Genomic DNA, 13,670 nt, shown 5'->3' on the forward strand with positions numbered 1-13,670 from the left:
CACCCTTTTCGGGCTCGTCTCGCGGTATGGAACGAACCGTGAACGCGACACCCGCGCGCACTACCCTTCCTCCATGACCACGCTCTCGCCGTACGACGCCATGTCCCCGGTCACCCAGGCCGCCTACCGTGCCAAGGCCGCCGCCGCCGACCTCGCGCCGCTGCCGCGTGCCGCGAAGGACGACGCGCTGCTCGCCGTCGCGGACGCCCTGGAGGTCCGGACGGGCGAGATCGTCGAGGCCAACGCCAAGGACATCGCCAAGGCCCGCGAGAACGGCACCAGCGAGGCGATCGTCGACCGTCTCACCCTCACCCCGGAGCGGGTCCGCGCCATCGCCTCCGACGTCCGGGACGTCGCGAAGCTGCCCGACCCGGTCGGCGAGGTGGTCCGCGGCTCCACCTTGCCCAACGGCATCGACCTGCGCCAGGTCCGCGTCCCGCTCGGCGTCGTCGGCATCATCTACGAGGCCCGCCCGAACGTCACCGTCGACGCGGCCGCCCTGTGCCTGAAGTCCGGCAACGCCGTCCTGCTGCGCGGCTCGGCCTCCGCCTACGAGTCCAACACCGCCCTGGTCCGTGTCCTGCGCGACGCCGTCGGCGGCGCCGGGCTGCCCGCCGACGCCGTCCAGCTGGTGCCGGGCGAGGGCCGGGAGTCCGTGCACGAGCTGATGCGCGCCCGCGGCCTCGTCGACGTCCTCATCCCGCGCGGCGGCGCCTCCCTCATCCGGACCGTCGTCATGGAGTCCAAGGTCCCCGTCATCGAGACCGGCACCGGCAACTGCCACGTCTACGTCGACGCCCACGCCGACATCGACATGGCGATCGACATCCTGATCAACTCCAAGGCGCAGCGGGTCAGCGTCTGCAACGCCGCCGAGACCCTCCTCGTCCATCAGGACATCGCCCCGGAGTTCCTGCCGCGCGCCCTGGACGCCCTCGCCGCCGTCGGCGTCACCGTGCACGCCGACGAACGCGTCCTCGCCTACGCCGAGGACTCCAAGGCGACCGTGGTCGAGGCCGTCCCGGAGGACTGGGAGACCGAGTACCTGTCGTACGACATCGCCGCCGCCGTCGTCGACTCCCTGGACCGGGCCGTCGAACACATCCGGCTGTGGACCTCCGGGCACACCGAGGCGATCGTCACCACCTCCCAGCAGGCCGCCCGCCGTTTCACCCAGCTGGTCGACTCCACCACCGTCGCCGTGAACGCCTCCACCCGTTTCACCGACGGCGGCCAGTTCGGCTTCGGCGCCGAGATCGGCATCTCCACGCAGAAACTGCACGCCCGCGGCCCCATGGGCCTGCCGGAACTGACCAGCACCAAGTACATCGTCACCGGCGACGGCCACGTCCGCCGCTGACGGAGACCGGCGGCATCACCCGAACGGCCCAACCGCGCACGCCCCACGGCGCGCGGGCGCGCGGCACGGCGTACGAAGGCCGCGCACGGTCGTGAGAGGCGTCTCACCGGCCTACGAATTTCCATACCGTCTGCCCAAATTGACCCCCCAGGTCTACTCTGGATCCGTGCCGGAGGACGTGGGGGGCACGCCGTTCTCTGACGGCTGGGAGCCCGACGACGACCATGACCGCGGGATGTCGGACGAGGAGTTCGACGCCGTGGTCTTCGACGAGGCCTTCGTCAAGGCGGCCGTGATCCACGAGCCGACCGCGGTCGAACGCCTCCTGGCCGCCGCGCAGGCCAGAGCCGAAGCCTCCGAGGCCGAGGCCCGCCGCGCCGTCGCCGGAGGCGAGCACTTCGAGAACCGCTTCACCCGGGACGGCACCGACCTCGGCGGCCTCGACGACCCTGACGACGCCGACGTGCTCGAGGACGGCTACGGCGCCCGGAGCGCCTACGGCAGGAACGTGCGCTGGCACCGCCCCGTGGCCTGGGTGCTCGCGGTCGTCATGGGCATCGGCATGGTCGCGCTGGCCTTCGCGGCGGTCTACCGGGGCTCGTCCTCGGGCGGCAGCCGCGACCAGGTGCCCCGGCCTCCCTCCACCGGCCTGGAGCAGGGCACCGCGGCGGCACCCTCGGCGTCCGCCGAGTACTCCCAGCCCGCCCAGCCGGCGGTCTCCGCGGTCCCGCGCACCCCCTGAGCGGCGATTGCCCGTTGTGGTGAGAACCTGTCAGAAGTTGTCGTGTAGCTGGGCGTTTACCTGAGGCTTCCGAGACCTACTCTGAGAGTATGGGCGGGCCTGTGGACCCACCCGAGGGGACACCCGAGGGCGGCCCCGTGGGTGGTGAGGACGAGTACCGATCCGTCGTCTTCGACGAATCGTTCATCCGCGCTGCCCGCCTCCAGGAGTCCTCCGCGCGCGAACGCATGTCCGACCACGCGCCCGCCGTGCGCCGCCGCCCGCCCCTGCGCCGGGGCCTCACCCGACAGGCCCTGATCCTCGTCCTGCTGATACTCGTCGCCTTCGGCACCGCGATCTACATGGGCGTCCGCCACCCGTACGGCACCCAGGAGGCGCGGCAGCCCGTCGAACCGCTGCGGATGACCGTCGTCCCGCTCGCCCCGCAGGGCGCGGTTCCCGGCGCCGCCGACGCGGAGACCCTGTTCGCGCACAGCCCCGCCGCCCAGTACGAGGTCGGCGCCGAGGGCATACCGCTGCCCGCCGTCCGCAGCACCGCGCACTTCTCCGACAGCCAGGTCGTCACCGCGCTGACCACGGCCAAGGACTACATCGTCCGCTCGGCGCTCTACCCGGAGGTCCTCGACGGCAGCGAGGTGCGGCCCGCCCGGGCACTGCTGGACCCGGGGCAGCTCGACCAGTTCGACCAGAGCCTCGACCACCCCGCGTCGGACGGCAGGCACGCGCCCACCGGATGGCTGATCCGCTTCGACCCCACCCGCGCCGAACTCGCCGACCCGAGGATCCGCGTGCAGGGCAGCATGCAGGCCGCCGAGACCGACTCGGCCACCCTCCAGGTCACCGCCGACCACACGCTCGTCTACGCGCTGCGGCCCACCGGCGCACCGGCCGGCTCTCAGGTGTCCCTGTTCACCGTCCGCCGCGAGCTGACCTTCCGGTTCGACCGGGACGACCTGCGGCTGCGCCAGGCCCAGCTGGTCGTCTCCTACGTCCAGGCGGGCCCGCTGTCCTGCGCCGAGGACTCCGCCGACCGCCTGCGGCCGCTGCTGGCCGGCGAGAAGCCCGAGGCGGGCGGCCCGGCCGGCACGGACCCGTACGCCACCGACAGCGCCGCCGCCCTGTGCGGGACGCTGTCGGCCGCGGCCGAGCCCAAGCTCTGACGAACCCAAGCTCTGACCGGCGCTCGCCGACCCCCTGTGCCGCCCCGTCCCGCCTACTCGCCGTCGTGCGGCGGGGCGTCCCGTGCCGGGCCGTCCTGCCACGGGTCGTCCTTCGGGGGCGCGTCCGTCGCGGAAGCACCGCCGGACGACGGGCTCGTGAACCCCTCGAAGCCGCGCTTGACCCGGCCGCCCAGACCGCCGGCCCCGCCCGCAATGTCCGAGACCAGCTTCATCAGCGGGTCCTTCGAACTCTTCACGTCGCTCGCGTAGCTGGCCGCCGACTCCTTGAACGAGTCGCCGACCGAGGTGTCCTTGTCCTCGTCGCGCCGCGGATAGTGACCGTCCATGATCCGCTGGTGGTCCCGGGACGCGGCCCACTTCTTCAGCTCGGCCGCACGGACCGTCGTGAACGGGTGCGAGCGCGGCAGCACGTTCAGGATCTTCAGCACCGAGTCGCGCAGGTCGCCGCCGGCCTCGTACTCCTCGGCCTGCTGGAGGAACGCGTCCACGTTCATCTCGTGCAGATGATTGCCGCCCGCGATCTTCATCAGCCCGCGCATGGACGCCTGCAGATCCTGCCCCACCAGCAGCCCGGCCCGGTCGGCGGACAGCTCCGACTTGCGGAACCACTCGCGCAGCGCCGTCACGATCGCCATGACCGCGAGATTGCCCAGCGGGATCCAGGCGACGCGCAGCGCCAGGTTCGTCAGGAACAGCAGCACCGTGCGGTACACCGAATGGCCGGACAGGGCGTGGCCCACCTCGTGGCCGACGACCGCCCGCATCTCCTCCTCGTCGAGCAGCTCGACGAGCCCGGTGGTGACGACGATGATCGGCTCGTCCAGGCCGATGCACATGGCGTTCGGCTGCGGATCCTGGTTGACGTACATCGGCGGGACCTTCTCCAGGTCCAGGATGTAACAGGCGTCCCGCAACATGTCGTTCAGGTGCGTGAACTGCTGGTCCGACACGCGGACCGAGTCCGACAGGAACAGCAGCCTCAGACTCCGCTCCGGAAGCAGTCCGCTGAGCGCCTTGAAGACCGTGTCGAAGCCGCTCAGCCTGCGCAGCGCCACCAGGGCCGAACGGTCCGCCGGATGCTCGTACGCGCGCGAGGAGATCCCCGGGAACCGCCTGCGCTGCCTGCTCGGCACCCGCCCGTGCCCGTTGTGCTCGTGGCCGTCGTCGGACATGTCATCCCCCATGTGCGTGAGTGTGCCCACCGTGCCCCCGAAGCAGGGACCAGCCTAGGCGGCGCTACCGTGGTCGGGCAGTACTGCCGAAGGAGTGCCTCATGGAGCACAACCCCAGAGCCGCCTGGCTCACCCAGGCCGCGAGCGCCGCCCACCAACAGGGCTCGGGCGACCTGCTCCGGGTCGTCCTGATCGTCATGTTCCTGGGCTGCGCGCTGACCGGCTGGTTCCTGCTGCGCGGGTACAGACAGAAGGACGACTGAGCCACGAGGATCGTTCCCGGCCCGGCCGAACCGCCGTGGCCCGGGGGCCGGGCGGGACGGCCGGGGAGTCGGCCCAACGGAGGAGTCGGCGTGATCGTCGCCGGGCCGCCCGCATACGATGTGCCGACGTCTTTATCCCGTCCACACGCGATAGGTCCTGCCGCAGATGATGAATCTTCACAGCGCCGCTGCCCAGTTGGTCACCCTCGCCGCCGGGGGCGAGGAGCGCGGCGGCAACCACGACAGCCTCAACCCGCTCGTCACCGGCGGCGGCGCGCTGATCGTGCTGCTGCTCCTGCTGTGGATCACCACCCGTTTCAACCGCGACCGCTGAGCCGGCGGCCGAGCCCGGCACCCGTTCTCGGGGCAGGGCCCACGGGCCGGGCCGGTAGGGTCTGCACGCATGGGAGAGCAGGACATGCCTACCGGTCCGGCGCATGACGCGGCCGTCGCCGCCGACGACACGGTGACGACCCCGCGCTACACAGCCGCGGGCCCCGCGCACACCGGCAAACGCCGCCTCGGCGTCATGGGCGGAACGTTCGACCCGATCCACCACGGACACCTCGTGGCGGCCAGCGAGGTCGCCGCCCAGTTCCACCTCGACGAGGTGGTGTTCGTGCCCACCGGACAGCCGTGGCAGAAGACCCACCGCAAGGTCTCACCGGCCGAGGACCGCTACCTGATGACGGTGATCGCGACCGCGGAGAACCCGCAGTTCTCCGTCAGCCGCATCGACATCGACCGCGGCGGCCCCACCTACACCGTCGACACACTGCGCGACCTGCGCGCCCTCAACCCCGACGCCGACCTCTTCTTCATCACCGGCGCCGACGCCCTCGGCCAGATCCTCACCTGGCGCGACTCGGAGGAACTCTTCTCCCTCGCCCACTTCATCGGCTGCACCCGGCCCGGCCACCAGCTGACCGACCGCGGTCTCCCCGAGGGCGGCGTCTCGCTGGTGGAGGTTCCCGCGCTGGCCATCTCCTCCACGGACTGCCGTGCGAGAGTCGCCAAGAGCGACCCCATCTGGTACATGGTGCCCGACGGAGTCGTGCGCTACATCGACAAGCGCGAGCTGTACCGCGGCGAGTGACGCGAGTGAGCCGAGAGGGGCACCGGTGAACGACCGATACGACGCGGGCTACGGCAGCGACCAGTACGAACTCGTCGGCTACGACGAGTACGGGCAACCGGTGTACCGCCAGATCCCCGCACAACAGCAACAACAGCAGCAACAGCAGACGTACGACCCGTACGCCGGACAGGGCTACGGGTACGACCCGTACCACGACGCAGGCCGCCAGGGCGCGCCCGCGTACGACACCGGACGGCAGGTCCCGCAGGCGTACGACACCGGGCAGCAGGCCCCCGTGCACCCCGCGCACGACACCGGGCAGCAGCCGGTCACGCCCGCCTACGACCCGTACGGCACCGGCGCCCACCCCGTCCACGACCCCTACGGGCAGACCGCCGGCAGCGGACGGCAGCCTCGGGTGGCCGAGCAGACCGCGCACATCCCGCAGCAGGCCGGACCCGTCCACGAACCCGCCGGTCCCCGCCAGGCCCCCGGCGAGGACGGGGACTACGACACCGGACAGTTCGCGTTCGTCGAAGCCCCCGACGGTGACTCCGAGGACGTCATCGACTGGCTGAACTTCACCGAGAACCGCACCGAACGCCGCGAAGAGGCAAAACGCCGCGCCCGCAGCCGTATGACCGCACTGGTCGTCGTCCTCGCCCTGGCCGTCGCCGGCGGCGCCGGCTATCTCTGGTACGCCGGAAAACTTCCCGGGCTGTCCTCCTCTGCGGCCAAGGGCGGCGCGGCGACGTCCGCGGCCGCCCAGAAACGCGACGTCGTCGTCGTCCACCTGCACAACACGAGCGGCACCGGCACCTCGACCGTGCTGCTCGTCGACAACACCACCACCAAACAGGGCACCACCGTCCTGCTGCCCAACTCGCTCGCCATGACCGACGACGACGGCAGCACCACGACCCTCGCCAAATCCGTCACCGACGACGGCTCCTCCGGGACCCGCGACCAGCTCGACACCGTCCTCGGCACCAACATCGAGGGCACCTGGCGCCTGGACACCCCCTATCTGCAGAACCTCGTCGAACTCGTCGGCAACATCGACATCGACACCAACACCGACGTCCCCGACCCGGACGCCAAGAAAAAGGGCCAGGCACCCCTCGTCCACCAGGGCAAGGACCAGACCCTCAGCGGCAAGGCCGCCGTCGCCTACGCCACCTACCGCGCCCCGGGCGAGGCCCAGAACGCCCAGCTGGAGCGGTTCGGGCAGGTCATGCAGGGCGTGCTGCGCAAGATGTCGTCCGACTCCTCGGCCGCCACGGTCACCGTGCAGACCCTCGCGCAGATCCTCGACCCCTCGCTCACCGACAAGGATCTCGGCACCTTCCTCGCCAAACTCGCCGACCTCGCCAAGGGCGGCGACTACAAGACCGCCCTGCTGCCCGTGCAGAGCGACGGCACCCTCAGCGCCCAGACCAGCTCCAGCGTCGTCAAGGACATCCTCGGCGGCACCGCGAAGAGCCCCTCGGCGGACTCCGCGGTCCGCGTCTCCGTCCAGAACGCCACCGGCGTCAAGGACAACACCGACAAGGCGCGCGTGGTCCTCGTCAACGGCGGCTACACCTTCCTGGAAGGCGGAACCGCCTCCGGTTCCCAGGCCGCCTCCAAGGTGCTGTACTCCGACGCCGCCGACAAGGAGAACGCCACCGAGGTCGCCAAGACCCTCGGCCTCGACGCGGGCGCCGTGACCAAGGGCACCGTCGGCTCGGGCGCCGACGTCTCGGTCGTCCTCGGCCAGGACTACAAGCCGTCCTCCGCCTGAAGCCGGCCGCCGCACCCCACGTGACGCGACCATCACGTGGGGTGCGCCCGGCGGTCCGTGAGACCCTTGAGGTCAAACGACCGCCGACGGAAAGCCATGTAGTGACCGCCACCGACCGTTCCCTCGAGCTCATCACCGCCGCCGCGCAGGCGGCCGCCGACAAGCTCGCCCACGACGTCATCGCCTACGACGTCAGCGACGTCCTGTCGATCACGGACGCCTTCCTACTGGCCTCCGCACCCAACGACCGCCAGGTCAAGTCGATCGTCGACGAGATCGAGGAACGCCTCCAGAAGGAACTCGGCGCCAAGCCGGTGCGCCGCGAGGGCGACCGCGAAGCCCGCTGGATCCTCCTCGACTACGTCGACATCGTCGTCCACGTCCAGCACAGCGAGGAGCGCGTCTTCTACGCTCTGGAGCGGCTGTGGAAGGACTGCCCCGAGATCGAGCTGCCCGCCGATGCCAAGGCCACCCGCGGCAAGGCCGCCGAGCACGCCGACCTGCAGGCCGCCGAAACCGACGGTGAGCCCGGCGGGGAGTGGTGATGAGCCCCACGGGCGAGGTGACCGACCGCACGGGCCGCGGGCGCCGCATCATCCTGTGGCGGCACGGCCAGACCTCCTGGAACGTGGAACGCCGCTTCCAGGGCTCCACCGACGTCGAGCTCACCGAGACCGGCGTCGGCCAGGCCCGCCGCGCGGCCCGGCTGCTCGCCTCCCTGGGCCCGGACGCCATCGTCTCCTCCGACCTGCGGCGGGCCGCCGACACGGCCGCGCAGCTCGCCGAACTCACCGGCCTCGAGGTGATCCGCGACGAGGCGCTGCGCGAGACCTACGCGGGCGTGTGGCAGGGCCTCACGCACGAGGAGATCATCGCCCGCTACGGCGACGAGTACGCCGCCTGGAAGCGCGGTGAGCCGGTGCGCCGAGGCGGCGGCGAACTGGAGACCGAGGTCGCCGACCGGGCCGCTCCCGTCGTGCTGCGGCACGCCGAGAAGCTCCCCGAGGACGGCACCCTCGTGGTCGTCAGCCACGGCGGAACCATCCGGACCACCATCGGCCGCCTGCTCGGCCTGGAGTCCCAGCACTGGGAGAGCCTCGGCGGTCTCACCAACTGCTGCTGGTCCGTGCTCGGCGAAGGCGCACGCGGCTGGCGGCTCCTGGAGCACAACGCGGGCACCCTCCCGGAGCCCGTCCTCGGCGACGACGACTGACGCGTCCCACCCAGCCGCCGGCCTGCGACCCCTCCGGCCGGCCCGCGCCAGAGCCCGGATTTCACTTTCCGGCAGGTCGCAGGCTAAAGTTCTTCTTGTTCGCCCCGCCAGGCAAAACGGCGAGAAGAACACGAGGGGCTATAGCTCAGTTGGTAGAGCGCCTGCATGGCATGCAGGAGGTCAGGAGTTCAATTCTCCTTAGCTCCACAGATCGACACTCCACAAAGAGTCGAGTCGTCGAAGATCTTCGAAAGAATCCCGCCCTCTCAAGGGGCGGGATTCTTCGTGTTCCACTCATGGATGATCTGGGCGGCCTCGTCGTCGGTCACCGGCCACAGCCGCAGCCTGCGCTGCCGCAGCAGAGCGACCCGCTCCCGCGTTCGCTCGTCCTCCGGCGTGTAGACCACGATCCGTGACTCCGGCATCCCGTCGATCGACAGCGACTGCGACGTCATCCGCAGCTCACCCACCGCCTCATGACGGAACGTCTTCACCCGCGGCCCCGGCCGCGCCACCGCACCGCTCTCCCACAGCCGCGCGAAATACGCACTCGCACCCGACAACGCCCGGACGAACTCCTCCCAGGCCGGCTCACCGACATGCCTGCCGTAGCTGGAGCGCAGCGTCGCCACCATCATCGGCAGCTCACGCTCCCGGTGCACCACCGGACACGCCTCCTCCGACACCGTGAAAAGTGTCCACAAGACGTTCGGCACACCGATGCGTACCGTCTCCGGCACCAGGAACAGATCCCGGTGGGCCGGATTGGTCGCCAGCACGTCGTACCGCGACGTGTAGACCACCGCCGGCAGCGGATCCAGGGCGTCGATGATGCCCTGCACCTCCGCACCGACCGACCGGGACAGCCGCTCGGGCGCCGCCGCGTACGGCACCTCCGCCAGCCGGTACAGATGCTCCCGCTCCGGCGTGTCCAGCCGCAACGTGCGCGCCACCGCGTCCAGCACCTGCGGCGACGCGTTGATCGGCCGGCCCTGCTCCAGCCACGTGTACCAGGTCACCCCCACGCCCGAGAGCTGGGCGACCTCCTCCCGGCGCAGCCCCGGAGTGCGCCGCCGCAGACCCGGCGGCATCCCCACGTCCGCCGGGGTCACCCGGGCCCGCCTGCTGCGCAGGAAAGCGGCCAGCTCAGGCCTGCGGCGGTGTGCTGTCGTCGACATCGTCACGCCCCCCGTCATCACGTCCACCATGGTGCGCGCCACACCCGCCGGCTGCCAGGTGCTGCCAGTACCAGCATCGGCGGACTCTCGGCACCCGTACCCACCCCTGGTCACGCTCGGACCATGACGACGACATCCCGGACGGGACCGGATTCCGCACCCGACGCGACCCTTGTCAAACGTGAAGCACCCGCCACCGACGGCCCGCCCCGGCTGCTCCTCGCGGTCGTCCTCGCGGCCCTGTTCATGGCCGTGCTGGACGTCTTCATCGTGAACGTCGCGGCCCCCACCATCGGCTCCGACCTGCACGCCTCCGGAGCCGACCTGCAACTGGTCGTGGCCGGCTACGCCATCACCTACTCCGTTCTGCTGATCACCGGCGCCCGCCTCGGCGACCGGCTCGGCCACGGCCGGGTCCACCTCGCCGGACTGGTGCTGTTCACCGCGGCCTCGCTCGCCTGCGGCCTGGCCGGGGGAACCACCGAACTGATCGTGTTCCGGCTGGTGCAGGGCGCCGGTTCGGCGGTGATGATCCCGCAGGTCCTCAGCATCATCCAGCGCACCTTCCGCGGAGAGGCCCGCATCCGGGCGCTCGGCGCCTATTCGGCGGTCCTCGCGGTCGGCGCCGCGGCCGGCCAGATCATCGGCGGCGTCCTGGTCGGCGCGGACCTGTTCGGCACCGGCTGGCGCCCGGTGTTCCTCGTCAACGTGCCGGTCGGCGCCGTCCTCCTCGTCCTCGGCAGGCGCGTCCTGCCCCGGGACACCGGATCAGGACCCGAACGGGCCCGCGGCCTGGACCTGCCCGGCCTGGTCCTGCTCGGAGCCGCCGTGTCCCTGCTCACGGTCCCGCTGGTGCTCGGCCAGGAAGAGGACTGGCCCTTGTGGTCCTGGCTGTCCCTGGCGGCGGCCGTGGTCGTCTTCGCGCTGTTCTGCGGCTACGAGGTGCGACTCGCCCGGCGCGGGGGCGGCCCGATCGTGGCCCCCCGCGTCCTGCGCCACCCCGGCATGGGACTGGCCGTCCTGCGCATCCTCGCCGTCATGGCCGTCAACGCCGGACTCCTGTTCACCCTCACCCTGCACGTCCAGACCGGCCTCGGCTACGGCGCACAGCGCGCCGGACTCACCTTCGCGCCCACCGCCGTCGTCTTCGGCGCCGTCGCCCTCACCTGGCGCCGCTGGCCCGCTTCCTGGCAGCGGGCGCTGACTCCGGCCGGATTCGCGCTGACCGCGCTGTCCGTCGCCGGCGTCGGCCTGGTCCTCCGTGACGGCGGCGACGGGGGCGCGTGGCTCTATCTGGTGTACGCCGGAGTGGGCGCAGGGCTTGCGCTCGCCTTCAGTCCCACCCTCACCGGGGCGCTCGCAACCGTTCGCCCCGAGGACGCGGCGGACGCCAGCGGTCTTCTGGCGACCGTCACCCAACTCGGCCAGCTCATGGGCGTCGCCGCGTTCGGCACACTGTTCTTGAACCGGCTTGAGTCACTTGGGGCGCCCCGGGCGTATACCTCTGCGGAGGCGCTGTCAGCCTGCGCATGGGCGCTCGCCGCGACCGCGGCCGCGGGTGCCGTGTCCGGACTGGTACTGAGGCGTCGCTGACCGTATTGGTCCGGCCGTGGCAGAATCAAACGGCCGGAAGGGGGCGCGGCCCGACGGGAGGAGTAGCGATGCCTGCGAGCATCCTTGAGGAGGGCGGCCACCTCCTCGGTGCGGCGTTGATACGGGACACGACCACCCGGCTGCTCTGCCCTTCCTGCGGTTCCGTCCATGTCGCCCAAGTACTGGGCGACAACGGCGGGATCTCCTACGTGTGCACGGCCTGCGGCCACAGCTGGAGCTGATCGATGGGTGCACACAGGCGGAAGTGCGACTGGTGCGGGAGCGGCACCCCGATCGTCCGCGACATGGAGCCGATCAACCCCGACTACCAGTACTGGTGTGAGGAATGCGCACGGGCGCTGATCATAAAAGGCGACCCCATCGAGACCTACCGTGAACTCGAGGGCGAGCCGATCTACGGCCGTCTCCTCGAGGAACACTGCACACTCAAACGGTTCTACTCGTTCGTCACGGCCTGAACGGCGCCCGGCTTCGGCAACGATGTCCGGGCGAGCGCCAGGAACACCAGCCCGGCGACCCCGTAGAGCGCCGACAACGCCAAGTCCACGGCGTTCTGGTGCAATTCGGGCCTGCCTTGCCCGTGTGGCACCCACCACAGTCCGTACGAGCAGAAAACCAGCGCCGTACCGGCCGCCACGGCCCGTTGTCCGCGCGTCCACAACAGCAGCACCACGGGCACGCACCAGACCCAGTGGTGCGACCAGGACACCGGGCTGATCAACAAAGCCGTCACCGCGCACCCGGCCACCGCCCAGCCCCGCCGGCCGCGCAACTCCGCCGCCACCGCCACCGCGAGCCCCAGAACGGCCGTCAGGGCCGCGGCAGCGGTCCAGAGCGCCCCCGGCTCAGGCGTGTGCAGCAACCGCGCCAGAACGCCACGCAGGGCCTGATTCGCGGTCTCCTCGGCCCGCCCCACCCGTCCCGCGCGGAACACCATCCCGGTCCAGAACCGCCACGAGTCGTACGGCAGGACGGCCGCCGCCAGCAGGGCCGCCCCGGCGAAGGTGACCGCCGCCCCGCGCGCGTGCCGCAGCCAGGGCTCGCCGTCCCGGCCCCCGCGACGCGCCACCAGGCCCGTGACGAGCAGGAACACCGCGAACAGGGCGGGCGTCAACTTGACCGCGGCCGCGAGCCCGACCCCCACCCCCGCCCAGCGGCCCGGACGTTCGGCCGCAGGCCGTGACAGATCCCACAGCACCAGCACGGCCAGCAGCAGATTGACCTGCCCGTACCGCACGGTCGTCCACACCGGCTCGCACCACACCGCCGCCGCCGCGACCCACAGCACACCCTCCACGCGCGCGTGGCCCACCAGCCGCAGCGACAACGCCACGAACACCACCAGGAGAACGAGGTTCCCCGCCGTCGCCAGCGTCCGCACGGTCGCGACGTCCGGCAGAGTCAGCGGCGTGAACAACAGCGCCGCGAACGGCGGGTAGGTGGACGGCAGATGGGCGGCCGTCGTCCGCAGCGCGTAGAGGTCGCCGCCCGCGAGGACCGTCGCGCCCTCCGCCCGGTAGACCATCAGGTCGATCATCGACACGTGCGCGGCCCGCTGGGCCGCCCAGAACGCCGTGAACGACAAGAGGCAGGCCCCCAGGGCCACCGGCACGCGGCGCCGGGTCTCGGAGAACGCGATCACGGTCACGAAGCCCGACACTAGCGCCCGTATCGGCACACAACGGAAACGATTTGGTGGTGCACCCGGTCGACCGTGTAATGTTGGCGTCGCCGCCAGGGAAACCGGGCGGAACGAAACACGGGGCTATAGCTCAGTTGGTAGAGCGCCTGCATGGCATGCAGGAGGTCAGGAGTTCAATTCTCCTTAGCTCCACAGGAGTCGAAGGCGGATCATTCGGATGGATGGTCCGCCTTCTGCTTTGCCGGGCGACTTTCGTGTCTGCGCCGCCGGAACCAGGCGGCAGCACGGGAACAACGAAAACGGGTGCCGGGAAACAGGCGACGTGGGGGGGGGGGGGGGCGCGGGGGGGGGGGGGCCCCCCCCCCGCGGGGCCCCGGTCGACGCCGCCGAGGCGGGCCGCCCAGGGCCGCCCGGAGAGACCCCCGCCCGGGGAGGGCGGCGGGA

Annotated in this window: 15 protein-coding genes and 2 tRNA genes; 14 read left to right on the plus strand and 3 right to left on the minus strand. The window is 71.2% G+C overall.

Annotation, left to right across the window (positions count from 1 at the left end; all coding sequences use genetic code 11):
* Window positions 1-73: 73 nt before the first annotated feature.
* The 3 genes from ACIRQ9_RS25765 (at window position 74) to ACIRQ9_RS25775 (ending at window position 3,262) form a co-directional block, all read left to right on the plus strand.
* Window positions 74-1,360, plus strand: a complete 1,287-nt coding sequence (locus tag ACIRQ9_RS25765; protein WP_404177907.1) for a glutamate-5-semialdehyde dehydrogenase — start codon at window positions 74-76, stop codon at window positions 1,358-1,360.
* Window positions 1,361-1,526: 166 nt separating this feature from the next.
* Complete coding sequence (locus ACIRQ9_RS25770; RefSeq protein WP_404177910.1) at window positions 1,527-2,102, plus strand: hypothetical protein; 576 nt, start codon at window positions 1,527-1,529, stop codon at window positions 2,100-2,102.
* An 89-nt stretch (window positions 2,103-2,191) separates the two neighbouring features.
* Window positions 2,192-3,262, plus strand: a complete 1,071-nt coding sequence (locus ACIRQ9_RS25775) for a hypothetical protein (RefSeq protein ID WP_404177913.1) — start codon at window positions 2,192-2,194, stop codon at window positions 3,260-3,262.
* A 53-nt stretch (window positions 3,263-3,315) separates the two neighbouring features.
* On the opposite strand, the gene ACIRQ9_RS25780 is transcribed toward ACIRQ9_RS25775, so the two are convergent.
* Window positions 3,316-4,455 (minus strand): M48 family metallopeptidase, encoded by a 1,140-nt coding sequence (locus ACIRQ9_RS25780; RefSeq protein WP_404177971.1) that lies wholly within the window; start codon window positions 4,453-4,455, stop codon window positions 3,316-3,318.
* Window positions 4,456-4,556: 101 nt separating this feature from the next.
* Here ACIRQ9_RS25780 and ACIRQ9_RS25785 point away from each other — a divergent pair, with 101 nt between their 5' ends.
* The 7 genes from ACIRQ9_RS25785 to ACIRQ9_RS25815 all read left to right on the plus strand — a co-directional run bounded on the left by ACIRQ9_RS25785 (window position 4,557) and on the right by ACIRQ9_RS25815 (window position 8,999).
* The gene (locus tag ACIRQ9_RS25785) at window positions 4,557-4,718 is read left to right on the plus strand and encodes a hypothetical protein (protein ID WP_404177916.1); all 162 of its coding nucleotides are present in this window, start codon (window positions 4,557-4,559) and stop codon (window positions 4,716-4,718) included.
* 166 nt (window positions 4,719-4,884) lie between these two features.
* Window positions 4,885-5,052 (plus strand): hypothetical protein, encoded by a 168-nt coding sequence (locus tag ACIRQ9_RS25790; RefSeq protein WP_404177974.1) that lies wholly within the window; start codon window positions 4,885-4,887, stop codon window positions 5,050-5,052.
* Window positions 5,053-5,121: 69 nt separating this feature from the next.
* The gene (nadD, locus tag ACIRQ9_RS25795; protein ID WP_404177919.1) at window positions 5,122-5,814 is read left to right on the plus strand and encodes a nicotinate-nucleotide adenylyltransferase; all 693 of its coding nucleotides are present in this window, start codon (window positions 5,122-5,124) and stop codon (window positions 5,812-5,814) included.
* A gap of 25 nt (window positions 5,815-5,839) precedes the next feature.
* The gene (locus tag ACIRQ9_RS25800) at window positions 5,840-7,579 is read left to right on the plus strand and encodes a LytR C-terminal domain-containing protein (RefSeq protein WP_404177922.1); all 1,740 of its coding nucleotides are present in this window, start codon (window positions 5,840-5,842) and stop codon (window positions 7,577-7,579) included.
* Between the two features lie 101 nt (window positions 7,580-7,680).
* Complete coding sequence (gene rsfS / locus ACIRQ9_RS25805; protein WP_404177925.1) at window positions 7,681-8,124, plus strand: ribosome silencing factor; 444 nt, start codon at window positions 7,681-7,683, stop codon at window positions 8,122-8,124.
* Window positions 8,124-8,792, plus strand: coding sequence for a histidine phosphatase family protein (locus tag ACIRQ9_RS25810; RefSeq protein ID WP_404177928.1), 669 nt, complete (start codon window positions 8,124-8,126; stop codon window positions 8,790-8,792). Before rsfS ends, ACIRQ9_RS25810 begins: the two co-directional genes overlap by 1 nt.
* Before the next feature lie 134 nt (window positions 8,793-8,926).
* Window positions 8,927-8,999, plus strand: a tRNA-Ala gene (locus ACIRQ9_RS25815).
* Between the two features lie 59 nt (window positions 9,000-9,058).
* Here ACIRQ9_RS25815 and ACIRQ9_RS25820 read toward each other — a convergent pair.
* A complete protein-coding gene (locus tag ACIRQ9_RS25820) occupies window positions 9,059-9,970 on the minus strand; it encodes a helix-turn-helix transcriptional regulator (protein ID WP_404177931.1) in 912 nt (303 codons plus the stop codon).
* 123 nt (window positions 9,971-10,093) lie between these two features.
* On the opposite strand from ACIRQ9_RS25820, the gene ACIRQ9_RS25825 reads away from it, so the two are divergent.
* The 3 genes from ACIRQ9_RS25825 to ACIRQ9_RS25835 all read left to right on the plus strand — a co-directional run bounded on the left by ACIRQ9_RS25825 (window position 10,094) and on the right by ACIRQ9_RS25835 (window position 12,042).
* Window positions 10,094-11,563: an MFS transporter gene (locus ACIRQ9_RS25825; RefSeq protein WP_404177934.1), complete on the plus strand. Its 1,470-nt coding sequence runs from the start codon at window positions 10,094-10,096 to the stop codon at window positions 11,561-11,563.
* A 68-nt stretch (window positions 11,564-11,631) separates the two neighbouring features.
* Window positions 11,632-11,805, plus strand: coding sequence for a hypothetical protein (locus ACIRQ9_RS25830; protein WP_107436402.1), 174 nt, complete (start codon window positions 11,632-11,634; stop codon window positions 11,803-11,805).
* A 3-nt stretch (window positions 11,806-11,808) separates the two neighbouring features.
* Entirely contained in the window at window positions 11,809-12,042 is a 234-nt protein-coding gene (locus ACIRQ9_RS25835; protein ID WP_006136074.1) for a hypothetical protein, read from the plus strand.
* Here ACIRQ9_RS25835 and ACIRQ9_RS25840 read toward each other — a convergent pair.
* The gene (locus tag ACIRQ9_RS25840) at window positions 12,021-13,232 is read right to left on the minus strand and encodes a glycosyltransferase 87 family protein (RefSeq protein WP_404177939.1); all 1,212 of its coding nucleotides are present in this window, start codon (window positions 13,230-13,232) and stop codon (window positions 12,021-12,023) included. The two genes, ACIRQ9_RS25835 and ACIRQ9_RS25840, sit on opposite strands and share 22 nt — an antisense overlap.
* 113 nt (window positions 13,233-13,345) lie before the next feature.
* Between ACIRQ9_RS25840 and ACIRQ9_RS25845 the strand changes: the two genes are divergently transcribed.
* Window positions 13,346-13,418: transfer RNA gene (locus ACIRQ9_RS25845), tRNA-Ala, on the plus strand.
* Window positions 13,419-13,670: the final 252 nt, after the last annotated feature.

It is taken from the genome of Streptomyces sp. NPDC101237 (assembly GCF_044767465.1).
Taxonomy (GTDB): Bacteria; Actinomycetota; Actinomycetes; order Streptomycetales; family Streptomycetaceae; genus Streptomyces; species Streptomyces gramineus.

Bases quoted from the DNA above. Each gene is read 5' to 3' on its own strand.
- ACIRQ9_RS25765 (WP_404177907.1), top strand. From the start codon at position 74: ATGACCACGCTCTCGCCGTACGACGCCATGTCCCCGGTCACCCAGGCC.
- ACIRQ9_RS25780 (WP_404177971.1), bottom strand. From the start codon at position 4,455: ATGTCCGACGACGGCCACGAGCACAACGGGCACGGGCGGGTGCCGAGC.
- ACIRQ9_RS25790 (WP_404177974.1), top strand. From the start codon at position 4,885: ATGATGAATCTTCACAGCGCCGCTGCCCAGTTGGTCACCCTCGCCGCC.
- ACIRQ9_RS25825 (WP_404177934.1), top strand. From the start codon at position 10,094: ATGACGACGACATCCCGGACGGGACCGGATTCCGCACCCGACGCGACC.
- ACIRQ9_RS25810 (WP_404177928.1), top strand. From the start codon at position 8,124: ATGAGCCCCACGGGCGAGGTGACCGACCGCACGGGCCGCGGGCGCCGC.
- nadD (WP_404177919.1), top strand. From the start codon at position 5,122: ATGGGAGAGCAGGACATGCCTACCGGTCCGGCGCATGACGCGGCCGTC.
- ACIRQ9_RS25785 (WP_404177916.1), top strand. From the start codon at position 4,557: ATGGAGCACAACCCCAGAGCCGCCTGGCTCACCCAGGCCGCGAGCGCC.
- ACIRQ9_RS25835 (WP_006136074.1), top strand. From the start codon at position 11,809: ATGGGTGCACACAGGCGGAAGTGCGACTGGTGCGGGAGCGGCACCCCG.
- ACIRQ9_RS25830 (WP_107436402.1), top strand. From the start codon at position 11,632: ATGCCTGCGAGCATCCTTGAGGAGGGCGGCCACCTCCTCGGTGCGGCG.
- ACIRQ9_RS25775 (WP_404177913.1), top strand. From the start codon at position 2,192: ATGGGCGGGCCTGTGGACCCACCCGAGGGGACACCCGAGGGCGGCCCC.
- ACIRQ9_RS25820 (WP_404177931.1), bottom strand. From the start codon at position 9,970: ATGTCGACGACAGCACACCGCCGCAGGCCTGAGCTGGCCGCTTTCCTG.